Below are 23,031 nucleotides of genomic sequence, written 5' to 3'. Positions count from 1 at the left end.
CTCCCTATCTTGCTAACATCCAAGCGCCGCCAACAAGCAATACGAGTCCCATCCACTGTGAGGTTGTAAACGTTTCCTTGAACATTAGCAAACCGCAAAGCGCCCCAATTACGTAAGCTATGGATTGGAGCGGATAAACTCGGCTGAGATCAAACCGACTTAGCGCTACGAACCATAAAAGCGTTGCGACTCCATAAAGCATGCAACCGAGCAGAATGTAAGGTTGCATCAAAACCGTACCCAGGTTATTAAGCCCGGTTAGCGGAGTACGGCTCAAAGCCAGTTTCCACAAAATTTGTCCACCCGTTAACAGGAGAACGTTCAATAAGACGATGACAAGCGGCGTCACTTGAATCATTCTGATCCCTCTCTTCTAACTTGCTCCCGCAGCAGGGCTACTTCCTGGACGAGTCTTGTCAGTTTACGGTGAAGCTTGGAAATGACGATGGTCAAATGCATGATGAATACAAGCGAAAACAGCAAACCAACGAGGAATAGCAAAGAAGGAGCATAATGAATTTGCATCAAACGGGATATTGGACCCAGCATATTCGGAAACAAACTGAACAGCGCCATAATAAAGCCTAGCATGAGCCATAGGATGGCATACTGCTCTTGAAGCTTCTGACGTCGAATCAGCTCTATCGTCATAAATAAGAATACCAGGCAAAAGGTAATGGCGAGCATGTATATATTCATATCCATCAACTCACATTGCGAATTCTAGTCATACATACGGCTAAGGAAACCTTGATCATATAATACAGCGATTTCATGGGTGTAATCGATGAGCGGCCCGCTTGGCGGGAATGCATGACAACGGATACTTCCCGTACGCGGAATTTCTGCCGCTCGAGCCATACAATCGCCTCCACCTCCGGATAATCTTCAGGATAATAGGCAGCGAATCGTTGAATGATCCTACGGTTCACAGCACGGAATCCTGAGGTTGGATCTGTATATGTTTTACCTATCATCCACTGAATCATCCATGTAAAGAACCATATCCCGATTCTACGAATCCAGGCCTGTCGATAATCGGTTTTTTGCAAAAATCGAGACCCGATACAGCAATCCGCCTGATGATTCAAGATGGGTTCCATAATTTTGAATAGCTCATGAGGATCATGCTGTCCATCTGCATCGATCTGTATAGCAAGATCATACCCGTTCCGATAAGCATATAAATACCCGGTCTGCATGGCACCGCCGATCCCTAAATTTACAGGTAAATCGATCACGGCAGCATGTTCCGTTGAGCGGGCAACGGATGAGGTTTGATCCGCCGAACCATCGTTAATGACAACAATATCTGCATCAGGCAGCGCGCTTTGGATCGATGAAATTACGTTGGCGATGCTCTTCTCTTCATTGTAAGCAGGAATAATGACGATTGTCTTCATCGCGATGTTTTCCACCTCCGATAAGTCCTCTCTTCTGTTCCAAGCATTCCCCCATCCATCTGTAAATAAACTAGCGTCCCCCGGACAAATTCATGTTGTAACAAAAAAAAGAATGGGATTTAGACCCCATTCCTACCGATTAGAAATTAAAAAAAATTATAAACTCTATCAAACCTTCAGTCGTGTTCATGAAAATGTATTTACAAGGGGTCATTGAGGAAGCTGGCGAAACGATTCATTTCCGATCAGCTTAAAAACCTAAGAGGCTGCTGCACAAGTGGCCGTTAAACGGATGGTATAGCTGTTTAAGAATCCTTTCTAGTACAAACTAATAGGCAAGTTCAATGGATGATCCAGACGACAGTTCGGCGAGCGAATCAACCGGGGTCTCGATGATGCAAGGCTCCTCCACTTCGGAATGATTGGTTTGTTCTGTTTGCCATCTCACAAAATCAACTGAAGATAGTCCGAGCTGACTCATTAAGTGGTTAATATCGATTTCTCTCATGGCTCCACACCTCATCAATAGTTTGTCTATGTTTTATCTTTTTCTATTCTATACTTTATCGGTCATTCCAGCTTCTGTAAATAAGTGCATATTGTCGAAACGCCTAAAAAATCGATCAAATCCTTCTTAATATATTTTGATGGAATGATCCGGATTTCGACAAAAAGAACAAAAGAGTCGCGAAGAGCGGCTCTTTTGTCATAAAATGACATATTACTTACTGAACTTGCCCGTTGGAAGAGGCTTTTGACGAAACAAATTCAGTTGCCCAATCCACCATGCCGTTCATCAGGGTAAGTACAAGGTTAACAGCATCTTTTTCGGTTAAAGCCCCATTCGTCTGGCTGCTTACATATTGAGACGTTTTCTGCTCCAGCTTCTCAACAAGATCTTTTATTTTCAACAACTCGTAGGCTAGATCAGATACTTGCAACCCACTAGATCCGCTTTGATTCGCATTCTGGCTTTGAGCTTGAGCTTGCCCTTGACCCTGTTGGTTAGCGCCAGAAGCTTGCTGTCCGCTTGTTCCGGCACTTTGACCGGCGTTTTGATTCTGGCTCTGATTTTGTCCGGTACCTTGAGAGATCTGCGAGCTGCCCGCGCTCATCAGCATTTTCTTAACTTGTTCAAGCTCAATGAGCACCATATCATTTTGTTTGGTCAACTCGTCGATTTGCAGTTTAAGGTCTTGTGTCTTAATCATGATGGATACGTCAGTCCCTTCAATTATTTCACTGCTCCACAAGCGATGCGTTTGCCAGAGTTGCCACTCGGATCCGTTTTATAATCGTCCACCTGTTCATGAATGACGATGCTGGTGCCTCCTGTTTTTAGCAGCGAATTGGGCTTGTCCGGTAGGAGGACAACCGTTTTTGCGATGACATCATAATTGCCATTCCCTTGCGCATCAACTAACAAATTCGGTAAGTCTCCTGCGTGATAGCCTTTGGAATTGTGAAAGCCATGCTCCATATGCGTTGGATTAAAATGTGTCCCTGCGGATTCGAAAGCCGGCGCTTCACAGACAGCCTTCTCATGAATGTGCAATCCGTGCAGTCCTGGTTTCAACCCGCTGACTTGGACCTCGATCCTTACTCCCTCTTGGACAGCTAATACCTTAGCGTTACCTATTTTTTGTCCGGTAGCGCCAATCAATGGAACGTTAATTTCTTGTGGCGGAGCTGCCGCTTCTATCGTTGCTACGTTTTGAGTAGTTTGACAGCCACTAAGCAGAAGCATCATCATAGTGGCAGTCATAAGAATATGGATTGACTTCATTGCTTAAGGTTCCTCCTAGTTACTAGTCGTTTTACAAAATCTACCCTTAGGATGCGCAACTGGATTCACCCGTAAACGTTCGAAATAAACAAAATCTTATTTATCTTTCCATCATGAAAAAAGCCTGCAAAGGGTTGCAGACTCTTCATCCAAAATATCATATGAACTGAGGATTACAATATGATCATCATCTTCGCGATCGTTTGCAAATTTTCCAGCTTCCTTTTGTAATAATGGAATTCCACCTTGGTATGCTCTACGGAAGCTTCCATACGCAGAACTTGCTGTTGCAAATCCCTGGTATACGGCCATAGCTCTGCTTGTCTTTGCAATTCATTCTTTCCTGTAACCAATCCTTCCCCGATTACCTCGCATTCTTTGGCCAACAGTTGATGCTTTGCTAAAGCTAGCTCATTAACCGCATCTACATAAATGGCTTCGGCCTGCTTTAACAGCTCAGGTACGAGCTGAAGTTCCAAAATAACATCGGACCGATTCATTTGGATTCCTCCTAAATATAGGGATCTTTGAGCATAGCCCAAAGTCTCTCCTTTGCCACATATATATTCAGATCAGGACGAAACATGCTATGTAAGCTTGCACGCTTCGGACATCCATTTACAGATTGGGATTAATACGTTATGTATCATTCGAAATAGAGGCTGAAATACCAGTCCTCTCCGTGTGAATTCAACTTATTAAAACAGCGTGCGACCAATTTTGACGGGATTAAACGCGCAAATTGACAATCACATTAAGTTCCTGTTAAATCTAACATATTAACGCTAACCCTACTTGTCCTTCCTTCAAAAAAACGATATTATGATACTATACGTATCGGAGGAGGTGACCATATGAGCCAAGAGGAAGAAGTAGTATCCGTGAATGAAGAAGAAAACGCCGAAGAATCCGTTGAAGACGTAGTCGGCGAAGAATCGACTGGGGAAGAAGTTGAAGCAATCCAGGAAGTTGCGGCAACTGATGAAAGTCCGGAATCCGAAGAGGAATAATTCTTAATATATACAAGCGGCCCCCTTTCTTAAATGGAAGGGGGCTTATTAATTTCTTCCTAAAAACCAAATGGAATGCGGGAAAAGCGGCAATTAAAATTTTTTTGTTAAACTTTGAATAAATAATCTGAACATTCAAATAATACTGGTGTACCAAATACAAGGAGATGATTTTGAATGGCTAACAATAACACTTTAGTCGTGCAACAAGCAAAGGCAGCATTGAATCAACTAAAGTTAGAAGTCGCTCAGGAAATTGGTATTCCACTCTCTCCAGGCTATAACGGTAACTTAGCAACTCGCGATGCCGGTGCCGTTGGCGGTAACATTACCAGACGATTGGTACAAATTGCTGAACAACAACTATCTAGCTTCAAACGTTAGTCCTTTGATGCAGGAGCAAGCACAAAAAGGCTGTTTCACTCCATCCTCCTTAGAGTGACTGCAGTCTTTTTCCTTTTTCTTCGAAATTATCATGCAATCCTTCAATATTCTCACCAGTTTAATCCAAACCATTCTATTTGTAAAATGCTTCTAGTATGATAGCCTTACCATGTTAATGAAGGAGTGCTTACTATGACCGAACAATACGAAATCTTCCGTGATCCATACCGAATGTTGATTCTATTGGCCACTTTGGTTAGTGAAAAAAAAGGCGAAGCTGAACTGAATTTTGACAATGTGCCCCCTTTCGAGAATGATACCTTTCTCATTCAGCACGAAAAGTTTATATACAAAAAAGAAGCAACTGAAATTACCTGGTTTCAATTCTTAGGAAGAGACATTGCCTGCAATAAGGATTTAACACGTGAGGAATACAACAAAATGTTCGTGGATTGTCTCGCTTCGCTTTACAACATCACCTAATCGCAATCCTTCAAAAAAAGCGCCGCCTAACGGAATTATCCGTCTAGGCTAGCGCAGCTTTGAGCCATCACTTCTTTTTCACTTCTTCCACAAAAACATCGCTTGCATCTCTTGAACTGCCCAGCTCCAGAATCGTGTACTTCTTATCTCCGATCATGATGACATCTTCCACTTCCGGAAGCGGATCCCCCAAATATACAGTTCCCAAATAAACATTACTGCTCTTTAAACGCAAATTCCATCTGTGCTGCTGCTTAGCCATTACCCTTTTCCTCCCATGCTCTAATGACAACAAGTTACCATAAAACGTTCAAAGAAGATAGTCTTATGATCAAACAGCCAAGCTGAACCGACAATAAATCTTCTTAGAAACTGCCATGATATGACATATCCTTTCAATTTACACCTCTTCCATTAATTATCATTTGGTGATATTTTAATATATACATCAAAGCGAAGGAGATGGAATTATGAGAACGATTTACGATAATTACAGAGGATTTAAAATCAGTAAAGATGAAAATAAATATAAAGCCGTCCAAAACGATATCATGTTTAGTCAATCGCTGTTGAGCGAAGTATTAGACAAGATAGACACTTACATAGAATTTAATTTTCAAAATGAGCTGGCTTTCATGTCACCTCTTATACAGGAAACGTGCTATCCTGATGCTTATAGCATAGATTAATGAATAAAGATTGGACAATTATTAAAAAAGTGTTGACATTCACTGTCAACCTTGGTATATTACTAATTGTCCTCAAAAACGACTTGTTAGCTCAGCTGGGAGAGCACCATCTTGACAGGGTGGGGGTCAGTGGTTCGAGCCCACTACAGGTCATATTAGAAAAACCCTTGATGTTCAAGGGTTTTTCTTGTTTTTAATCAAATCATTCTTATCATTTTCTCACTACAAATACAGAGTGATACGAATTTGATACGAATTGCTTCTAAACCGTTCAGCATCCGATATGTTTGCGGGGCTACCGGCATGATGCTGCTGGACAAAAGCTTGCATCTGCAGCGGATCAACTAGTTTGTTCCTCTGATAAGCAGCTCGCCGCACGCCTTCAATGCTTCCCGTAGTATCCAATAGGTGACGCGATAAGACTTTTTAAGGTTCCAAATATGTGTTAGCCAAACATTGGTTTGATCAGCCTCGCGCACCACGCTCATCACTCCTTAGCTGGAACATTTTCTTTGAATTTTTCTGTAATCATTGGGAATCTTAAGAACCGCGATAAAAAAATCTTTTAATAGGAGTTAGTTGCAACTATGGGTATCTTATCTGGTAATCAAAAAGATGAACCATTACATTACGGAGAGATCTATGATTTATGGCAGTTCTCAAAGATGGCAAAAGGCTGTGTTTCTGCCAACCGAGCATATTAGTATCATGCTGGTGATAAAGACCTCAAGAAAATACTTGGCGACATCATTAACCAAGCAGAGCTTGAAATAAGCGAGTGCGATACTATTTTAATAAATAATGGCTTCGTGCCTCCCCCAGCATTACCCGATAGACCTGAAACTAAATTAGAAGATATCCCAGTTGGTGTAAGATTCGCTGATCAAGAAATTGTCGCAATGATTGGTGCTAATACTTCTATTAGCTTAGTGGCATGTAGTCAAGTTATGAGTAAGGCGACACGAGAAGACATTGGGGCACTATTTGCTAAGTACCACGCAACCAAAGCTGCAATTGGATTGAAAATATTGAAGGTGAGCAAGGAAAAAGGATGGTTAATTCCTCCTCCGCTTCAAATTAAAAGACCAGAGTTTGTAGAAGTTTAATTGAACAAAATCGTAATAAGGAGAGGGTGACCTCTTCTTTTTTAGTTTCTTAATATGTAGCCATGTATATAATTTTCTTACCAGTTCTTGGTCAGGTAACCCTAAGTTTAACTAAACATGATATGGGTACAATAAGCCAGAGGAAAAAAATTCCGATGGTCGAGGCAAAAAACTATGAATGATCAATTACATGAAATACAACAAAATACTGCATATTTCGAACTTGAAAGATGGTTAGACGGTGGTGTATTTACTTGGACTTGGTGGTTCATGCTTGGTATGCTTGTTATTCCATGGTGCATTTTTATAAAGTTAGTTGATCGCAAAAGATCTCACTCTATTTGGTTTTTTGGACTAATGGTGCTAATTATCTCTTCCTTTACGGACGATCTTGGTGCGGAAATTGGTATTTGGATATATCCTATTAAGCTAGTTCCCTACTCTCTTATTGCGTTCCCTTTTGATTTTTCTGTAATTCCGGTTGCGCAGATGTTGATATTTCAATACTTTACAACATGGAAAACTTTCTCCATTGCTTTATTTCTTCAGGCTCTTATTTTTTCATATATTGGCGAACCATTTTCAGTTTGGGCCGGAGCTGTTTCTTATTATGGCTGGACCTACTCCTATTCCTTCCTTTTTTATATTTTCACTGGTACTTTAACTAGAGCATTCGTTAATTTCTGGACCCCAAAACAATGATTTAATCATTTCCTTGAAACCTATCAAACATTTCGACGAATGCCACTGCAACCTTGGCCACTTGCACCGCTACTCCTTGCGGTCATTAAGCTCGTAGATGATTGGCAAAAATCGATCGTCTTTATATCCGTATGGATTATCGAAGCCGTTTAGGACCAAAGTGGTGATAGAATTGGCAAACTCAGATGATTTGGGAGCGTTTCGTTTTGATAACGTCCTTTCCAGTTTCCGTCTAAGAAATGTTTCAACCACAGATTCTGTGATACTAGTTTTGTTTTCACGAATTAACTTTCAAGGATCAATTCGCATATTTCGTGGAGCCCAAAACGTATCGGATTTAGGTAATTTCGATAATCTAACTTCTTTTTCATTTGAAGTAACCTGCCATGAATTTCAGTATTTTGCCGACTTTGATAGATTAACAGTTGAAGTAACGGTGATACTGGGTGGAGTTTCTCAAAATGAGGAGATGCCATTACCGCACATCCGTTTCCAAGTTATGCGCCATAGTCATGCGACGTATTTATTCGGACTTAATCTTCACCCAAAAAAGGTCGCGAAGCGCTTAGGACATGCTGATTCTCGCATGATGGGTCGTTACAGCCATGTTCGATCAACAGTTAATCGGCAGACAGCAGACGAGTTCGGACAAGCTTTTTATCGCAAGCAAACCGTGGGAGAAATCACGGGACGAATTTGGGATGGAGTTTGGGATGTAAATACCGATTGTTTGAGGATTTTAGGGGAAGAACTGATTTATTGGGCTTTTTTCCTCTTCTGTCCTCAAAAAAAATTTAGGAAGGAATATACATCCTATTCAATGCAGATTATAAGTTATGTATCAAATTAAAGGAGATGAATCAATGCCTAATAACAAAATTGAAAAAGAAACGGATGGAAATCCATTAACGATCTACGAAGATCTTTCCGTTCATGAGCGTCGTGGTTATAAAAGAGATGAATCTCAAAAAAGCGAAAACGATGAAAAATTAGAAACTGGAGGTTAATAATGGACAACGAAACAAGGGAAGGTATCGAAAATCTTGAAAGAACAGTTGAAGCGGCAGATTTATTACCTGCTCCTGAAGGGGCTAGAGGGTATGTTGATATAATTGGAGATGAAAAGCTTACTTCATTCGGAAATCAACCTTCAAAATCAGAAGAATAATCATGAATAACCACCTACGGAGGGTGGTTATTATTTTTTTTATACATAACGCTATCCTTAAAATCGAGCTAAAGATAATGCATTGTCATCTCACTTCTGACAAGAAATCTGGCATTAATACCTGTTTGTCCAATTCCCTTGGATATATAGTACGTACCATATTGATTTTTATGGAGACCTTTATATATCCCCATCCTAGGCAATTTGCCAGCGTCCTTAATTCTAAAGAAAAATGGAATATTAAATTGTTTACCATGTAGATGCCCAGCCATTAAGTAGTCATAGTGTTTATTCATATGTAAGACTATGTTAGGATCATGAGTAATAACGACTTTAGTTCTACTTGGATCAACCGTTTTAAATGATGCTTCAATGTTGCTCATGCCTGAATCAAAATCGTCAATTCCAATTAGCTCAAATGGATCTAAATAAACCGATTCATTTCTTAAGACATGTAAACCATACCTTCTAAGCATTTTGATTAAATCCATTACATTTTTTTGCTGATAATCATGATTGCCGAGAACACAATATATGGGAACGTTACATATAGTCAAAGCTCTTAGATACTTTTCTAATTTGTTAAGACTTTTACGGATTTTGGTAAAATCACCCGTAAGAAAGATATAATCGGGCTTTTCGTTATGAATAATCGTTGTAATTCTCGAAGGACTTATTCTTAACCGTTCTACATGCAAATCACTGATCTGTAGGATTTTCAAGCTTAGATTCAAAGGATGTTTGACCCGCTCAATTTTTAACCATTGTGTAGGTAAGATAAAACTTATATAAAATATGAGTATTAGAATCAAGATGGATAAATAAACCACTCCCACCATTCCCCTCTTAGAAGATCTATTTTATTGAAATAATATTTATTCGAGATTATTCCGGATTATCCCTTCAAAAACTGCCAACGAGCCAAAAAATAAAAACTCACTCCTCAGAAGGAATGAGCAAGTGAGATTTTTGATTTTCTTCAAGTTTATTACATATTCCGACACTATATAAATTCGAGTCTACGAAATGGAAGCCTGATTTTAAAACATTTTCTTCTACGGAGTAAATTCGCAAATGAAGCTTATGGCACTGAATGCAATAGTAGTTATTATTCATAATCGACCTCCCTTTATCGAGATTATCGACAAATGAGTATGAGATCGTTAGTATGATTTAGATTATTTAATCATTTTAATCAAAACTTAATGTTAACTTTACTTTGTAAACTTCGTGTCGATTACACTCACGAAATCTGAATAATTCAAGTAATAATGTTCCAACATAAGGCTTGAAATTCAAAAAAGGAGTGAACGTTTTGAAAGAGTCAAATTATCATGAGCCAACAATAGCCCCAGGTATGAACACGCACGATCCACTAGAAGATAAGGCAACCGAAGAGGATGTTGAGAAAGGCGACTCTACTTCAGTAACGCGTCTTTACTTGGATCGGACACCTGAAGATTAGGGTTATCCCTTTCAATATCTCACATCATCTCAGAGGAGGGAAACCTTTTCTTTTTTTTATAAGATCGCAACTCCTCCTCCATGTTCTACTGATAATGAAGATTTGAACTTTTTGTTAACACGAAATTTCGACTGCAAACTCCATATTGAATGTTTTAATATAATACAAAACGTATCATTCTTTCATATGGAGGCTAACTAATACTTATGCTTGAAGTCATTCCCCATCCAAATTGTGTCAATAAACTTTCTGGACTTTTGGGATTAGAGCCAACAAAGCTGGTTAAGCTTTGCAATTTTATTGAATCCAGAGGCTATTGTTTCAGAAAATCCTATGACGGAAATTATGATTTTAATGATACCGATGTTGCTGTCATTCTCTCTCTTTACTGAACTGCTCTATATTTTTTGAGCAAATTCTACAATTTTGTTTGTTTTCAGACAGAATTCCCCATCATTTCTTGATAAACTGAATGTATCATTGAAAAGGTGGGGATTTGGTGATCCAAGTGATTTGGTTGCTCATTATAGTTCTATTCTTGATCGGCGCTTCCATTCATGACGGACATAATGATCAACACGATAATTAATTCCTCTACTTTTAATGGAATACCTACTGAACTTAGTGTCCCTGTTGAAGCAAACTAAGCAACATTTCTAGGCGAGCTCTTACTTTATGAGCTTGCCTTTTTAGTGTTCATAATTTAGTGAAATTAAGCAAAAACTTGACTATAGAGTCCGATCCGCGGGCCCACCCATCCACTGCTGTGTTGATACCTTACAGGAGGAAGCCTACTTATGCATCGATTTCGAGCACGCAGCTTGCTCAAAAAGCTGATCTACTTAGTTATGCTGCCCGCGCTGCTTACCACTGGCTTATTATCAGACAGCACAATGGCGAATAGCTCCTCACAAGATGATGCTGTGAGTACTTTCCCTTTGCGACTTGTTGTCAAAGCGACCAGCCAATCTGTATATCAGACAGAAGTCATGTTTACCGACAAAAAAATGATAAGGGAACTCGAAGATGGAACCCCCGGTCGTCCATTTGAAGAGCCATTGTTCCCCGACACCACTCTTTCATATGAAAAGAACGGGCACATCCATAGCTTTGGGGTAACTACCAAGGGCGAGATTGTTGATCTTTCCAGGAAAATCTTCCTGAAGGTTCCAACACGTTTGCAGGAAAAATTGGCCTTACAGGTGCAGACTCTTCGATCTAAGCACTATGGGGAAATACTCCCTTGGGAACAGGCTGATGAAATCCTGCCCAAATATAGCAAGTTCACCATCACCGATATGGAGAGCGGTCTTAGCTTTGAGGGGCAGCGCCGCGCTGGCTCCAATCACGCGGATGTTCAGCCGCTGACCAAGACCGACTCTGCGACACTAAAAACGATCTATGGCGGCGCTTGGAGTTGGGACCGCAGAGCGGTCCTTGTGAAGCTGAATGGCCGCACCCTGGCCGGCTCCATGCACGGCATGCCGCATGGCGGTGACGGTATTCCCGGAAATGGCTTCAAAGGTCATTTCTGTATCCATTTCCTCGGGAGCGTAACGCATCGCTCCCGCTCCAGCGATCCGGCGCACCAGGTTATGGTGCACCGGGCTGCCGGCTTGCTGAACGAATATGTCAGCAAGCTCTCGCCCTGGGCGTTGATCGACGTATGGATCACCGCGGCGAATCAAGGTGACTTGCAGCTGCTGCAGGTCACGACGGGGCAAGATCACGCTGTGCATATGAGAACTATGCGCAGACTGTCCAACTTCCCGGAGCTGGACTCGTCCCAGCTCTTACAGCTAGACGTCGCGGTCGACGTTTCGGCTACGCCGGAAGGCTCGAACGCGACGCGAAAAAGGCGAGTCCTCTTTCACCTTGAAAGAGTCTCGCCTGAAGCGCGCTGGTATATCCGCAGCGCAGATATTCAATGATAAATGCCCCTCTCTCTTCATTGATTTTCATTCCTCTGGTTGGCTGGAAGCCTTACGCAGTTCATTAGCCAAACGGTGAAATTCAGCTCGAGCAGCGGGATAAGCAGTAGCGTTATACCCAGCTGCAAGAAACGGGATGATAAGGTTGGCATCCTTTGCAGATAGCGAGTTAGTCACTGGGCTCGCACCTATCTGCCACCAGCCTTCATTCCCGTAAGATTCGTCATAGTCCACGCTGATGCCATGAGCCGTCATATCATTCTGGTATTGATATAGATTCAAAAAGGCCGACTTACTGCCTCTGCTCCAAGCGTAAGTCTGCCAAAATCGAGAACAAGCCCCTGCCGCGCGCACCGCTTCGATTACCTTATAAGAACCGTATACACCGGTGTAAAAGCCGGGGGTCGCTTCACTCGCAGCACGGATGTATGCAATGACTGTCGGTAATTGCCCGTCAACAGCGTCAAAATCTACTGCGAAGTAGATGCAGCTGCCTACCGGTTGACCGACTGCAGCGGCTACTTGTAAAGCTGTGGCTCCGTCCGCCAGGCCAGCACTGCGTCCGCCTAGTGCGCGGCTCGCCGTCGTTTCATAAACCGATACGATTTGCAGACCAGCTGTCGAGATGATATTCGCTTCTGATTTCGTTAGTGCTTTATATCCGCTTGGTACGAGATATCTGGCCACGAACTCATAACCATCCTTGAAGAAAGCTGCTGCAGTTTGCGCCGTTAACGGCGTTGAGCAATCAAAACCTTTTGTCATCTCAATCACCCTTCCCTTCTGCTAATTTCTTACGGTTTGTTTTCCGACTTATCGGAAACTGCTAAAACTCTTATATGGTAAAATATGCTGGTATAGGGAACAACGCAACTGACGCCTATTTTGATCATGTAAGGATAAGCAACCCGTTTCAAGCATCTACTAAAAAAGTACACGCAAAATAAAAAAACCCTTGCATCTGCAAGAGTTTCATCGTATGGGCCCAGAGGGACTCGAACCCCCGACCAATCGGTTATGAGCCGACCGCTCTAACCAACTGAGCTATAGGCCCAAATACAAGTGATTTGGTTGCGGGGGCAGGATTTGAACCTGCGGCCTTCGGGTTATGAGCCCGACGAGCTACCGAGCTGCTCCACCCCGCGTCATTGGTTGCCGATTACAGCGACAAAATTAAATATACACCAACCGCGAGCGTAAAGTCAAGCATTATTTTTTTGGTACTGTTGGAAAAATCATGTGCTGAAACGGACGCCGAAGCGACCTTTTTTGGACTTATATACTTCGACTTCTTGCGGGCATTCATAACCGTAAATCCACCAATCTTCTTCCATTCGCTTTGCCAAACAACCAGCTTGGAATTTGGAATCGTAAAGTTTGGCCCAATAAATCCAATGCATGTTATTCACTCCGTTTATTTATGATCGATATCCCTATCATAACCAAAAAGGAGCCTGCTTATGAGGCACTTTAATTTCCGGCTGTTTTAGAAAAAGCAGGAAAGCGGTATAATAAGAGAACGAAAACTCTGTTTACGCTTACGAGCCAAGTTTTTCTAACGAAAAACTCTAAGGAGGAATACAAATGAACTGCGGAATCGCCATATTTCCATCCAAGCAAGTTCAAGACGCTGCCAATAGCTATAGAAAACGGTATGATCCTCACTATAATTTCATTCAACCCCATCTCACCATTAGGGAAAAAGAAGAGTGGGATGAGATGCGGCTTGGATCCGCGGTCGACCGGCTGGAGGTAGTAACGAGAGGGATCGCCCCTTTCGAGATTGAATTTAATCGATTTTCTTCCTTTTATCCGGTTAACAATGTGATTTATTTGGCTCTTTCGGATACAACAAATATGGAAAACTTACACAATGCCATATGCAAGGATGAATTAGCGGAAACAGGTAAAACATATTCGTATAACCCCCATCTGACGATCGGCCAGCAGATAGGCGACGATGAGCTGCATGATGTTTTATCGAGTCTAAAAAAAAACCCTGTTGATTTCAGGTCGCGCGTAGATCGGGTTCATCTATTGTATCAAACGGAAAATGGAGCATGGACCGTGTATCAAACATTCCTGCTTCGGGGATGAAAGAAAAGCCGCAAGAAAAGCTCATTGGGAGCATTTCCTTGCGGCTATTATTTATTATTGCTTGAAAGTCGTCAGTAACCGTTTCACGACTTCTCCATTTTCGCCGGCGAAGGCCTCAAACACTTTGACTGTCAGCGGGAAATCCAGCTGCGCCGAGTCCGCGTTCAATGAGATAGTGTTTGTTCCGCTGTACAAGCGGTTAACTCCCGATAATGCTTCAGTAGATCTTCCTACTGGATTGCCAACATTATCAAATAGCTCGATGAGCAATTTATTGTTATACGCATCGACCGTTACTTGCTTATCCTGTGAAATATCCAGTTCCAGCTTCAGTTTGTAATTATATGTCATGTTTCCTTGGAAGATGGCCGATATTGTCCAATCTTTGATCTTCACATCATAAGGGTAAACTTTAAGCATATTGCTGGTAAAATCGTTCTTCTGTACAGGTACTTTCGCCGTTGCAAGCAGCGATTTATAGGAAGTTTCCCCACTTGCCTGTTTGCTGTATAGGTTCATCTTCAGCCCTTCGGCTGTCTCGGAGGAAGGCAGCGCATAAGCGTAGCTAACCACATAGGAAGCCTTAGGAACAACGCTGATTGCAGTTTGCGCCTGTCTGCTGCCTGCGTAGGCATAACCGTCTTTGCTGACCAGTTCGGTTTGGATCGCAGGAATCGGAATCGGTCTGTCGCTGTTGTTGGTTAGCTTGAATTTAGCAACGGCTGTATTGAAGCCGTCATCTTCGTTCTCGGTAATGTGGAGTTCCTCCAATGAAACATCCACATTCGATGGTACAAATTTATTGGTCGAATCCAGCTTAACCGGCGTACCCAGCTTGTAATCTGGAGCAGGAATCACGCCTTGTGTCACAGCGCCGTTAGGCAGCAAAATATTTACTCGCCCTACCCGATACTTATCTTCACCTTCACCTGTAGCGAATTTCTCTGGCGTAACAACATTCAGACTGGAGAATTCTGTGTCCAGATCGCTTGGAATGACAACATGCACATATTTCTTTTCACCCGGTTCCAGCGTCACAGCAGCTTCCGCACGATCGCCAGAGTATACTTTGCTCTCCGTCTTCCCGTCGATGCCGAAACTAGGCACAGTTTGACGTTCGGTTGTCGGATTCACCGCTTGGATTTGTACGACGGTTGATACGCCCTTTGCCGTTATTTCCTTATGAATGTCTACTGGTACAAATAGCACAGGTGAATGCAGAGAAGGCAATGTGAAGGCTTCGCCCCACTTCAAAATAGCCGTTTGCTTCGTAATGGTGCTATCGCTTCCGTTCCAAACCATGCCGGCATCCGCTGCAACTGTCAGCAATGTCGTTTCTTTCTTTGGGTATACTTCCAAATCAACATCTACAAAGCTGATATCCGTCAGAGCAACATCATCACTCCGGTCAACTGTAGATAAATAACTTAGCTCTTGTTGGCTTTTCGGTTGGACGGATTTAGGATTTTTCGAACTTGGTTGGAGTGTGTATTCCACACCATCGGCCATTCGCACACGCAGTTCATAGTCAGGTACTCGGGTAACCTTGCTTCCTATATTTTTTAGTCGGACGACGACGCCAAGCTTCGTTGTGTCCGAATCATGCTCGTTGAGAATACTTTTAATTTCTACATCAATATTGTCCTTGAGATTATAGCTGACGATGGCGTTCGCAGCCGCAACCGCGGAGCTCACCGCACTTGACGATTCCGCGGCCCAAGCCGGATAACATGCTGATGTAAGAAGCGCTGCGGATAATGCGATGGTGGCCAGGGATTTTTTCATTGTCTTATTCACTGTTTATCCTCCTAAAATATGGAACTTTGTGTAATTGCCAGTTTAGTTCGCGACTTTCACTTTATCTTGATCTTTCAGCTGATGCTGACCGGAAACGACGAGTGTTTCGCCTTCTTTGACGCCTGAAATAATTTCCTGATTCGTCTCATTGAGGCGGCCCAGTTCAACTTTACGCTTTTGAACTGTGTCTCCATTTAAAATGTATACGAAAGAATCTCCGCCTTCACGAACGATGCTAAGGCTTGGTACGACAGGAACCACTTGCTCGTCTTCTTTGGTCAACTCGACCTGCGCCTTGGAGCCCGGCTTTAATTTGCCGTCTGGATTCGGAACTTCCAGCTCCAAATCGTAAGCCTTCGATTGCCCATTAATAACATCGGATAAGAATATGACTTTCGCGTTGGCTTTATCCGTTACCCCTGGTATGTAAAAAGTAAGTTCCGTTTTACCTCTAACTAAGTTGGCTGCTGTCTCCGTCAGTTGCGATTTAATTTTAACCGGATTGGTTTGTTGGACTTCTCCAACTCGGCCACCAGGCGTAATAGTCTGACCTACTTCAACATCAAGGTCTGTCAAAATACCGGAAGCAGGAGCTTTGACTTCCAAATTGCTGAGCGATCTTTCAATGCTGCGGCTGTTAACTTGAGCGGATTCATAAGCCGTTTCTGCTTGAGAGAGTGAGTTTGTCTCTTGCAGTGCTTTAAGTTTTCTACGTGCGCTGTCCAGATCCTTTTTCATGTTATTCAACGACGTTTCAGCTTGGTCCAGCTGAGTTTTAGTAACGAGGCCTTGATCATAATCATTGCGCGCCTTATTATAAACTTTCTCCAAATCGCTTACTGCTGTCTCTAACTTGGATACGCCATCCTTCGCATCTGCAATCCCATTAGCCACGGTTTGCTTAGCAGAAGCAAGCCCTTCCTGTGTACCCTTCAAATTCACAGCATTCAAATCTTTCTGTATAAGCGTATCCGTTGGATCTAAGCGGAAAAGCACCTCACCCTTCTCTACTTTCTCTCCTCGCTTCTTCAAAATTTCAATCACTTCACCATTTGCTTTTGCCACTACATCCAATTGGATCGAAGAAACGACATCTCCGACTTGCTCGATCGGTTCGCCAATTTTCTGCTTCTCGATTTTGGCCGTTTTCACCGTTTTATCTTGGCTAGCAGCAGCCGGCGCACTTGTCGGGCTCGCAGCGGGTGCTGCGGAGCAACCAACGGCGATCGCCGCGCTTAGCGCGACGATACCGATTAATTTGGCACTACGTTTAATGGTAAACAACTGACGTTTCATTTTCGATTTCCCCTTTTCCCCTGTTCAGCTTAGAGTTTTCATAGACTACGTGAATTTACCCTCATTGGGCAGTTGTCACTGCTTGCTCTACCTGATTAGCATCCGATTTGCCTTTTCTTTTGAACCAACGGCCTTTTCTCTTCCTAAATAAAATCTCATAAATAATCGGCACAATTACAAGCGTTAACAGTGTCGATGTCGTCAGACCGCCAATAACAACTACGGCCAAACCTTTTGAAATAATCGTTCCCTCGGATAATCCTAAGGCGAGTGGCATAAGCGCGAGAATCGTAGCCCCAGCAGTCATGATGATAGGTCTTATTCGCGTTATTCCCGCTTCAATAAGTGCGTCACGAATCGAATAATCTTGTTCTCTAAGCTGTTGTACACGGTCAACAAGTACGATTGCGTTGGTTACGACGATACCGATTAGCATCAAGAATCCGATCAATGAGGTAACATTCACTGATTCGCCTGTAATTAGTAATCCGATAAGTCCTCCGATTGCAGCTAGAGGCAGAGAAAACAGAATTGCGAGTGGTGCTCTGGCGTTTCCGAATGCGATCACCATCACCATATAGACGATAAAAATGGAAGCAATGATAGCCATGAACATTTCCATAAAGCTTTTTTGGATATCATCGGATACCCCTTTCACTTCGCGGGTAACACCTGACGGCAGCTCCAGCTTAGCAAGTTCATCAGTAACTTTTTTGCTGACGCCTCCTTTATCCTCACTTTCGATCTTTGCTCTAACGCTAATGATTTGCTCTTGATTTTCACGACTGATGCTATTTGGCGAATCAATTTGTCTTACTTTGGCTACCTCGTTTAACTGTACGGTTTGCCCAGTAGGAGTCTGGATCAGGAATGCAGCCATTTTATCCACTGAATTTTTATAAATCGGATTCAGCATCACTTTTGTCTCATAAGTTACGTTATTGAATTTCAGATCACCAAGCTTTTCTTCTGCAATCCAGCTATTGACCGTTTGCAAAATTTGCGCGGTAGAGAGACCAAAGCTTCTCGCTTTGTTTTGATCGACAGTGATTTCGACCTCGGTTTTGGAATCACTCAAGCTGTCTTTAATATCGTTAAGCTCAGGGAACTCTTTCATTTTTTCTTTAATCATCTCTGCTGCAACTTTGAGGTAAAGCTGATCGTCTCCTTTAAGTGAATATGAAAGATCTCCGCCAGTCGATGTTGGCGGCCCCCCTGTAAACAATTGCACATTGACATCTGAGCCTTTTGGCAAAAGTTTCAACATTTCTTCTTTATACGTCTTAGCAGCTGCGTCAGCATCTGTTCCTTGACTAAACTCAAAGAACATCATTGTTCTATAGGCGAATCTGTCGCTGCTTTGGTTATAGCCGACAAGCGATTCGATATACTTGAATGAAGTTTCACCGGTCTTATCTTTAAAAGATTTCAAATGCGCTTCAATTTCTTTCGACTTCTCATTCATCATGTCGATGGATGTTTCCCTCGGCATTTTGATTTCAATAGCCCCTTGTTTAACAGTTTCGCTGGCAGGCATAAAGGAGACCGCTAAATTAGGTACTGTACCGACGATCGATAAGACGAATATGCCCCCTGCAATCAGCAATGTTTTGATACGGTTATTCAGCGACCATATGATTGCTTTTCTATAACGCTGTCCCATTGGACCTACATGATTTTCATCATGGGCCGTAACCTTCTTGTTTTTAAGTACCATAAGTTTTGCAAGCATCGGTATGACGGTTAAAGCAACGATTAATGAAGACATTAAAGCGACAACAAGTGTAATTGCAAATGGACGGAACACTTCACCGACCACCCCGCTGACGAACCCTATCGGTCCAAAGACACCAACTGTTGTAATTGTCGAAGAAGTAATCGCATTAGAAACCTGTTGGGTCGCTAACCCGATTACGGATTCATTTCGTTCCTGCGCTTTTTGCAATTGACTGTAAATGTTCTCGATAACGACGATACTGTCGTCCACGACCCGACCGACTGCGATCGCCATGCCTCCAAGTGTCATGATGTTCAGGGAAATACCCAATGGGCCCATCACTAATAACGTGACAAGGATGGATAATGGAATAGAAACGAGAACAATGATCGTCATTCGAATATTACGCAGGAAAAGCAAGATCATTAATGAGGCGAGTACAGCGCCCAAACCGCCTTCTTGCACCATGCCGTGAATCGATTTTTTGATATCGTCCGCCGAATTGTAAATCTTATGGAATTTCACGCCAGGCAGCGTTTGCTCCCATTCTTGAATAAGTAAATTGGCACTATCCGCAAATTCGACGGCATTAGCTGCTTTGGTTTTATAGAGCAGTACACCAATAGCCGGTTTATCATCTAGTCTTGCAATAAACTTGGACTCGCTGATCGCTTCAACTTTGGCTAGCTGCTTGAGCAAGAGCGTATCGCCGGTTTTCGTCGTAACTTTCAAGTTATCCAAATTATAGATCGTATCGAATTCGCCTTTAACCCGAACCATCTGTGAGTTACCATTAAAATCAACCGTACCGGCAGGACTGGAAACAAGTGATGCTTTGATGAGATTCGCAACTTCCGAAGGCGTTAAACCATAGTTGTTAATGGCTAGCGCATCCAACTTTATGGTAAGTACAGCATCCTGGTTGCCGACGGAGTCAACGTGGTCAATCCCTTTTAATCCGTTAAAACCAGGAAGGATCGTATCCTTGTAATGTTTATCCAGTTCGGTTTGATTGATTCCTTTTTCACCGTATACAGCCAAGTAATACACAGGTTCTGAAGCAAACCCTGCTGTTAATACTTTAGGCTTTTCCGCGCCCTGGGGAAGCTTGACATTTGAGATTAAACTTTCAACGTCTTTCTTAACATCCTCAGGCTTCTTGCTTTGCTCCAGTTCCAGTACAATTTGAGAGTAATTATCTTGTGAGCTGGATGTTAAATTTTTCAAACCATCCAGACCGGCTACCGCCTTTTCCAGAGGCTTCGTAATTTCATCAAGCACATCCTTAGGCGGTGCCACGTATGTAGTGCTTACAATAACAACCGGAAACGTAATATCCGGCATGCTTTCTACCTTGAGTGTTGTAGTAGAAAAGGTTCCTCCTACTACCAATAGCAGCATGATAATGAAAACCGCTGCAATGTTTTTCATCGAAAAACTTGTTAACTTGTTCATTCCCACTTCTCCCCTATCACCAGCTTGTTTCCAATTATTCCCGTTCGTACTCATTCATCATAAACGACATTTCTTAACAGAACATAAACAGGTGTTGAAATTTTTATGTATTTTTCTCTTTTTCCCAGCAGTTCCTCTCTTTCCCTGTCCCCACACTCCTCACATTAATTTCCAAAGCTTGCATCATGGATTTATTATATATGCGACAACAGGCAAAAACAGGTGAATTAAGTCATATCTCTAGTCATATATTCAGTCATGCCTAATCCCTGATAGCTATGACTTCATGTGACTTGCAATCCCCCAAAATACATGCCAAGAAGCGAAGGCACAAGGCCTCCGCTTAGGTATGAATCGTATGAATTAGTCCGTTGTGATAAACCAGTCCGCTTTTTGCGAAGCGAGCAGCTTTCTTTGCCCTTGAAACTCGTCATAGACGCTGAGTGTATATTGTTTAAGGAATTTCGTTTTGAAAATGAGCCCCGGATCGGAGATCGAAATTTTGAAATTCTCCCGCTTCCCGAGACGAATCTTTGTATCTTCATCCGCAGTCGAATCCCCATTGATCACATCAAAGTCTTTGAAATCAAACTTCTTCTCGAAACGTTTTTCACCGCCACCGTCTTCAAAGACGAGCAGCAGGTTATGACCCTCCGTGTTTATTTCTGTCAGTTTTTCCTTCGTTAATTCATAATCGAATTTCAAAGTGAAATTGCTGCCATCGATTGAAGTTCCGATCTTATTGATATTGATCGTATAGGGGAACAACCCGATATTCGCCAGCGTCGTTTTGACATCTTTTTTCTCATCAGGCAGCCAGTAAGCTACAGGGTTCACATATGAGTCCGCTACCGCTTTGTCGCCTTCGGATAGCTTGCCATCCGTAACCGCATCGCCGAGCAGTAAGCTCATATTGGCCGTTGAGTATCCTTTCGGGACCGAAGCCCAGACGTTTAACAGTGCTTTACCGCTAGGGCTCACTTTATTTTTCACTTCGGCGACTGTCGCCGGAAATACAGTTCCATCCGACGAACGGAAATTGGCCACCAATTTGCTCATATTCGTGAACCGTTTCTCCAGATTTGTCGCTTCGACCATTGCTGAGTACATGATGTTCGTTTTATCCTCATAGGTAGATACATTTCGTATTACATATTTGGTTTTACGCCCTACATCAGTCGAAGTGTATGATTGCCCCATGCTGATATATGGAATCGCCTGGACCTCAGCTTGTGTAGAGAACTCAAGCACATCCGTAATACTCCCGCTGCCTGTATCGGTTCCTGTCCCAGTCGCAGGTGTTCCGCCCTCTTTCTCTTGCAGGACAAGCTTGATGTTAGAGAATTCGTAAGTATACGGAACCTTTCCTGCAAGCTGCAGGTTCACGTTGGCTCCGGCACCCAACCCAATCACTTTAGCAGTCTGAATCAGCTTCGCATCGATTTTCACAGCATCATCAAGCAGGAAGTACCCCGTTAAATTGGGAATCGGCAACGATTGGTCGCCTTTATTGCTTAAGGTCAAATCAGCAGTCAAGATGTCCTGATCATCCCATGGCAATCGGTGCAGCGCATTCAGCTGTGCAGTATATACACCCGATTTATTTGTAAATGAGTATTCTTTGCCTACCGATCCGCCATCACCCTGGGATACAGCCGGCAGTTGGAAAGCGGCAACGGATACGTTCAATTTAAGGTCCGCGATCGTTTCAGCTACCGTCAGCTGCCAATTATCAGCCGTCACAGCGACTGGAATGGAACCCGAAAGTTGAATCTCCTTGCTTTCCTTCGGGTTAATCTTCAAGTCTTTAATCCCTTTAGCCTCTAAAGGATACAGCAGCCCTTCCGAAGTACGAATGGAGAATAAGTACGAAGGAATGGTTACCGTGTGACTTCCAGCGTTCTCGAGTGTCAAATACACGGTTGGTACGTGGTATTTCTCATTTTTGTTGCTGACATATTTCTTAATTGAAGCTTTCACGTCCGTTCCGCCAATGGAAACTACCGCAGCCCCATCCGCTGGCGTTACATCCGTATAGGAATCCGGCACAGCCACTTCACCAAGCAATCGCTCAAAATTCGATTGACTGAAGTCCCATTTAATAAATTGAACAACGAGATCCTGCAAATTCGTATTGGCATTGACTGTCGCATAGAAAATCAGGTCTGTGCTGGAACCGGGAGCCACTCGATTCTTGTCTTTATACGCAGGCAGCAAACGCGCCGAGAATTGATTGCCCGACTTGCTCTTCAGCCTCACCCAATAATCTATAAACTGGAGTTCGCTGCTTCCTTCATTATGTATGGTGACGGTGAATGTCGCCAGTTTGCCGTTCTGATCAGGCAGCACATGAATCTGCTTCAGCTCAAAATAGCTGCTTCCCGTTATGGAGACCTTGCCTACAGATGAAGTAACCGCTGCCGCAGTGCCGTCCGCCCAAACGGGAGTGACCGCTCCTAGCGCAAGCGTTGCAGACAAAGCGATTGTAGCCAGACGTTTGTATCGAAACTTGGTGTTCATGTCTTTGATGACCTCCTAAGAG

26 protein-coding genes, 3 tRNA genes and 1 pseudogene are annotated in these 23,031 nt (G+C 42.9%); 13 read left to right on the top strand and 17 right to left on the bottom strand.

All coding sequences use genetic code 11. The features are described 5' to 3' along the window. Positions 1-4: 4 nt before the first annotated feature. The 7 genes from ICC18_RS03805 to ICC18_RS03775 all read right to left on the bottom strand — a co-directional run bounded on the left by ICC18_RS03805 (position 5) and on the right by ICC18_RS03775 (position 3,689). Positions 5-358 (bottom strand): EamA family transporter, encoded by a 354-nt coding sequence (locus tag ICC18_RS03805; protein ID WP_188173024.1) that lies wholly within the window; start codon positions 356-358, stop codon positions 5-7. Next, positions 355-699 (bottom strand): DUF2304 domain-containing protein, encoded by a 345-nt coding sequence (locus ICC18_RS03800; protein WP_188173023.1) that lies wholly within the window; start codon positions 697-699, stop codon positions 355-357. Before ICC18_RS03800 ends, ICC18_RS03805 begins: the two co-directional genes overlap by 4 nt. Positions 700-704: 5 nt before the next feature. Then, positions 705-1,403: a glycosyltransferase family 2 protein gene (locus ICC18_RS03795; protein WP_188173022.1), complete on the bottom strand. Its 699-nt coding sequence runs from the start codon at positions 1,401-1,403 to the stop codon at positions 705-707. Between the two features lie 328 nt (positions 1,404-1,731). Continuing rightward, a complete protein-coding gene (locus tag ICC18_RS03790; protein WP_188173021.1) occupies positions 1,732-1,911 on the bottom strand; it encodes a hypothetical protein in 180 nt (59 codons plus the stop codon). Positions 1,912-2,128: 217 nt separating this feature from the next. After that, positions 2,129-2,614, bottom strand: a complete 486-nt coding sequence (locus ICC18_RS03785; RefSeq protein WP_188173020.1) for a hypothetical protein — start codon at positions 2,612-2,614, stop codon at positions 2,129-2,131. Positions 2,615-2,637: 23 nt separating this feature from the next. After that, a complete protein-coding gene (locus tag ICC18_RS03780) occupies positions 2,638-3,189 on the bottom strand; it encodes a superoxide dismutase family protein (protein WP_188173019.1) in 552 nt (183 codons plus the stop codon). Between the two features lie 173 nt (positions 3,190-3,362). Then, on the bottom strand, positions 3,363-3,689 hold the full coding sequence (locus tag ICC18_RS03775; protein WP_188173018.1) for a hypothetical protein: 327 nt from the start codon (positions 3,687-3,689) through the stop codon (positions 3,363-3,365). Positions 3,690-4,043: 354 nt separating this feature from the next. Here ICC18_RS03775 and ICC18_RS03770 point away from each other — a divergent pair, with 354 nt between their 5' ends. The 3 genes from ICC18_RS03770 to ICC18_RS03760 all read left to right on the top strand — a co-directional run bounded on the left by ICC18_RS03770 (position 4,044) and on the right by ICC18_RS03760 (position 5,066). Continuing rightward, complete coding sequence (locus tag ICC18_RS03770) at positions 4,044-4,199, top strand: hypothetical protein (RefSeq protein WP_188173017.1); 156 nt, start codon at positions 4,044-4,046, stop codon at positions 4,197-4,199. Between the two features lie 177 nt (positions 4,200-4,376). Next, the gene (locus tag ICC18_RS03765) at positions 4,377-4,583 is read left to right on the top strand and encodes an alpha/beta-type small acid-soluble spore protein (RefSeq protein ID WP_188173016.1); all 207 of its coding nucleotides are present in this window, start codon (positions 4,377-4,379) and stop codon (positions 4,581-4,583) included. A gap of 192 nt (positions 4,584-4,775) precedes the next feature. Beyond that, positions 4,776-5,066 (top strand): hypothetical protein, encoded by a 291-nt coding sequence (locus tag ICC18_RS03760; RefSeq protein WP_188173015.1) that lies wholly within the window; start codon positions 4,776-4,778, stop codon positions 5,064-5,066. A gap of 67 nt (positions 5,067-5,133) precedes the next feature. Here ICC18_RS03760 and ICC18_RS03755 read toward each other — a convergent pair whose 3' ends face one another. Further along, entirely contained in the window at positions 5,134-5,328 is a 195-nt protein-coding gene (locus ICC18_RS03755) for a hypothetical protein (protein WP_188173014.1), read from the bottom strand. 208 nt (positions 5,329-5,536) lie between these two features. On the opposite strand from ICC18_RS03755, the gene ICC18_RS03750 reads away from it, so the two are divergent. From ICC18_RS03750 to ICC18_RS03720, 7 genes and pseudogenes are all read left to right on the top strand, one after another. Next, entirely contained in the window at positions 5,537-5,755 is a 219-nt protein-coding gene (locus tag ICC18_RS03750) for a hypothetical protein (RefSeq protein ID WP_188173013.1), read from the top strand. A gap of 80 nt (positions 5,756-5,835) precedes the next feature. Then, positions 5,836-5,908, top strand: a tRNA-Val gene (locus ICC18_RS03745). Positions 5,909-6,342: 434 nt separating this feature from the next. Continuing rightward, a pseudogene (locus ICC18_RS03740) lies at positions 6,343-6,861 on the top strand (DUF3231 family protein). Positions 6,862-7,035: 174 nt separating this feature from the next. Further along, positions 7,036-7,563 (top strand): CBO0543 family protein, encoded by a 528-nt coding sequence (locus tag ICC18_RS03735; protein WP_188173012.1) that lies wholly within the window; start codon positions 7,036-7,038, stop codon positions 7,561-7,563. A 172-nt stretch (positions 7,564-7,735) separates the two neighbouring features. After that, positions 7,736-8,413, top strand: a complete 678-nt coding sequence (locus ICC18_RS03730) for a site-specific integrase (RefSeq protein WP_188173232.1) — start codon at positions 7,736-7,738, stop codon at positions 8,411-8,413. A 13-nt stretch (positions 8,414-8,426) separates the two neighbouring features. Further along, complete coding sequence (locus ICC18_RS03725; RefSeq protein WP_188173011.1) at positions 8,427-8,570, top strand: hypothetical protein; 144 nt, start codon at positions 8,427-8,429, stop codon at positions 8,568-8,570. Positions 8,571-8,572: 2 nt separating this feature from the next. Further along, the gene (locus tag ICC18_RS03720) at positions 8,573-8,731 is read left to right on the top strand and encodes a hypothetical protein (RefSeq protein WP_188173010.1); all 159 of its coding nucleotides are present in this window, start codon (positions 8,573-8,575) and stop codon (positions 8,729-8,731) included. 68 nt (positions 8,732-8,799) lie between these two features. On the opposite strand, the gene ICC18_RS03715 is transcribed toward ICC18_RS03720, so the two are convergent. Further along, positions 8,800-9,570, bottom strand: coding sequence for a metallophosphoesterase (locus tag ICC18_RS03715; RefSeq protein WP_188173009.1), 771 nt, complete (start codon positions 9,568-9,570; stop codon positions 8,800-8,802). 832 nt (positions 9,571-10,402) lie between these two features. On the opposite strand from ICC18_RS03715, the gene ICC18_RS03705 reads away from it, so the two are divergent. Continuing rightward, entirely contained in the window at positions 10,403-10,588 is a 186-nt protein-coding gene (locus tag ICC18_RS03705) for a hypothetical protein (protein WP_188173007.1), read from the top strand. A gap of 405 nt (positions 10,589-10,993) precedes the next feature. Continuing rightward, entirely contained in the window at positions 10,994-12,127 is a 1,134-nt protein-coding gene (locus tag ICC18_RS03700) for a hypothetical protein (protein ID WP_188173006.1), read from the top strand. Between the two features lie 27 nt (positions 12,128-12,154). Here the strand turns inward: ICC18_RS03700 and ICC18_RS03695 are convergent, their stop codons facing one another. The 4 genes from ICC18_RS03695 to ICC18_RS03680 all read right to left on the bottom strand — a co-directional run bounded on the left by ICC18_RS03695 (position 12,155) and on the right by ICC18_RS03680 (position 13,527). Continuing rightward, positions 12,155-12,892 (bottom strand): DUF1906 domain-containing protein, encoded by a 738-nt coding sequence (locus ICC18_RS03695; RefSeq protein WP_188173005.1) that lies wholly within the window; start codon positions 12,890-12,892, stop codon positions 12,155-12,157. Between the two features lie 215 nt (positions 12,893-13,107). After that, positions 13,108-13,181 (bottom strand) — tRNA-Ile (locus tag ICC18_RS03690). 14 nt (positions 13,182-13,195) lie between these two features. Further along, a tRNA-Met gene (locus ICC18_RS03685) sits at positions 13,196-13,272 on the bottom strand. Between the two features lie 90 nt (positions 13,273-13,362). Beyond that, positions 13,363-13,527 (bottom strand): hypothetical protein, encoded by a 165-nt coding sequence (locus tag ICC18_RS03680; RefSeq protein ID WP_188173004.1) that lies wholly within the window; start codon positions 13,525-13,527, stop codon positions 13,363-13,365. A gap of 184 nt (positions 13,528-13,711) precedes the next feature. Here ICC18_RS03680 and ICC18_RS03675 point away from each other — a divergent pair, with 184 nt between their 5' ends. Beyond that, positions 13,712-14,224, top strand: a complete 513-nt coding sequence (locus tag ICC18_RS03675) for a 2'-5' RNA ligase family protein (RefSeq protein WP_188173003.1) — start codon at positions 13,712-13,714, stop codon at positions 14,222-14,224. Positions 14,225-14,278: 54 nt separating this feature from the next. On the opposite strand, the gene ICC18_RS03670 is transcribed toward ICC18_RS03675, so the two are convergent. The 4 genes from ICC18_RS03670 to ICC18_RS03655 form a co-directional block, all read right to left on the bottom strand. Beyond that, a complete protein-coding gene (locus ICC18_RS03670) occupies positions 14,279-16,021 on the bottom strand; it encodes a hypothetical protein (RefSeq protein ID WP_188173002.1) in 1,743 nt (580 codons plus the stop codon). A 42-nt stretch (positions 16,022-16,063) separates the two neighbouring features. Then, positions 16,064-17,317, bottom strand: a complete 1,254-nt coding sequence (locus ICC18_RS03665; RefSeq protein WP_188173001.1) for an efflux RND transporter periplasmic adaptor subunit — start codon at positions 17,315-17,317, stop codon at positions 16,064-16,066. A 61-nt stretch (positions 17,318-17,378) separates the two neighbouring features. Then, positions 17,379-20,489 carry an efflux RND transporter permease subunit gene (locus ICC18_RS03660; protein WP_188173000.1) on the bottom strand — a complete coding sequence of 1,037 codons (3,111 nt, stop codon included), beginning with the start codon at positions 20,487-20,489 and terminating at the stop codon, positions 17,379-17,381. Between the two features lie 363 nt (positions 20,490-20,852). Further along, entirely contained in the window at positions 20,853-23,009 is a 2,157-nt protein-coding gene (locus tag ICC18_RS03655) for a hypothetical protein (RefSeq protein ID WP_188172999.1), read from the bottom strand. Positions 23,010-23,031: the final 22 nt, after the last annotated feature.

Origin of the sequence: Paenibacillus sedimenti (genome assembly GCF_014534655.1) — a bacterium.
In the GTDB taxonomy this organism is placed as follows: Bacteria; Bacillota; Bacilli; order Paenibacillales; family NBRC-103111; genus Paenibacillus_E; species Paenibacillus_E sedimenti.
This window is presented reverse-complemented; position numbering and strand designations above follow the sequence as displayed.

Excerpts from the sequence above, each read along its gene's own strand:
- ICC18_RS03800 (WP_188173023.1), bottom strand. The coding sequence starts at position 699 with ATGAATATATACATGCTCGCCATTACCTTTTGCCTGGTATTCTTATTT.
- ICC18_RS03755 (WP_188173014.1), bottom strand. The coding sequence starts at position 5,328 with ATGGCTAAGCAGCAGCACAGATGGAATTTGCGTTTAAAGAGCAGTAAT.
- ICC18_RS03765 (WP_188173016.1), top strand. The coding sequence starts at position 4,377 with ATGGCTAACAATAACACTTTAGTCGTGCAACAAGCAAAGGCAGCATTG.
- ICC18_RS03795 (WP_188173022.1), bottom strand. The coding sequence starts at position 1,403 with ATGAAGACAATCGTCATTATTCCTGCTTACAATGAAGAGAAGAGCATC.
- ICC18_RS03665 (WP_188173001.1), bottom strand. The coding sequence starts at position 17,317 with ATGAAACGTCAGTTGTTTACCATTAAACGTAGTGCCAAATTAATCGGT.
- ICC18_RS03770 (WP_188173017.1), top strand. The coding sequence starts at position 4,044 with ATGAGCCAAGAGGAAGAAGTAGTATCCGTGAATGAAGAAGAAAACGCC.
- ICC18_RS03715 (WP_188173009.1), bottom strand. The coding sequence starts at position 9,570 with ATGGTGGGAGTGGTTTATTTATCCATCTTGATTCTAATACTCATATTT.
- ICC18_RS03720 (WP_188173010.1), top strand. The coding sequence starts at position 8,573 with ATGGACAACGAAACAAGGGAAGGTATCGAAAATCTTGAAAGAACAGTT.
- ICC18_RS03780 (WP_188173019.1), bottom strand. The coding sequence starts at position 3,189 with ATGAAGTCAATCCATATTCTTATGACTGCCACTATGATGATGCTTCTG.
- ICC18_RS03760 (WP_188173015.1), top strand. The coding sequence starts at position 4,776 with ATGACCGAACAATACGAAATCTTCCGTGATCCATACCGAATGTTGATT.
- ICC18_RS03790 (WP_188173021.1), bottom strand. The coding sequence starts at position 1,911 with ATGAGAGAAATCGATATTAACCACTTAATGAGTCAGCTCGGACTATCT.
- ICC18_RS03725 (WP_188173011.1), top strand. The coding sequence starts at position 8,427 with ATGCCTAATAACAAAATTGAAAAAGAAACGGATGGAAATCCATTAACG.
- ICC18_RS03700 (WP_188173006.1), top strand. The coding sequence starts at position 10,994 with ATGCATCGATTTCGAGCACGCAGCTTGCTCAAAAAGCTGATCTACTTA.
- ICC18_RS03705 (WP_188173007.1), top strand. The coding sequence starts at position 10,403 with ATGCTTGAAGTCATTCCCCATCCAAATTGTGTCAATAAACTTTCTGGA.
- ICC18_RS03675 (WP_188173003.1), top strand. The coding sequence starts at position 13,712 with ATGAACTGCGGAATCGCCATATTTCCATCCAAGCAAGTTCAAGACGCT.
- ICC18_RS03680 (WP_188173004.1), bottom strand. The coding sequence starts at position 13,527 with ATGCATTGGATTTATTGGGCCAAACTTTACGATTCCAAATTCCAAGCT.
- ICC18_RS03655 (WP_188172999.1), bottom strand. The coding sequence starts at position 23,009 with ATGAACACCAAGTTTCGATACAAACGTCTGGCTACAATCGCTTTGTCT.
- ICC18_RS03805 (WP_188173024.1), bottom strand. The coding sequence starts at position 358 with ATGATTCAAGTGACGCCGCTTGTCATCGTCTTATTGAACGTTCTCCTG.
- ICC18_RS03695 (WP_188173005.1), bottom strand. The coding sequence starts at position 12,892 with ATGACAAAAGGTTTTGATTGCTCAACGCCGTTAACGGCGCAAACTGCA.
- ICC18_RS03660 (WP_188173000.1), bottom strand. The coding sequence starts at position 20,489 with ATGAACAAGTTAACAAGTTTTTCGATGAAAAACATTGCAGCGGTTTTC.
- ICC18_RS03775 (WP_188173018.1), bottom strand. The coding sequence starts at position 3,689 with ATGAATCGGTCCGATGTTATTTTGGAACTTCAGCTCGTACCTGAGCTG.
- ICC18_RS03785 (WP_188173020.1), bottom strand. The coding sequence starts at position 2,614 with ATGATTAAGACACAAGACCTTAAACTGCAAATCGACGAGTTGACCAAA.
- ICC18_RS03750 (WP_188173013.1), top strand. The coding sequence starts at position 5,537 with ATGAGAACGATTTACGATAATTACAGAGGATTTAAAATCAGTAAAGAT.
- ICC18_RS03735 (WP_188173012.1), top strand. The coding sequence starts at position 7,036 with ATGAATGATCAATTACATGAAATACAACAAAATACTGCATATTTCGAA.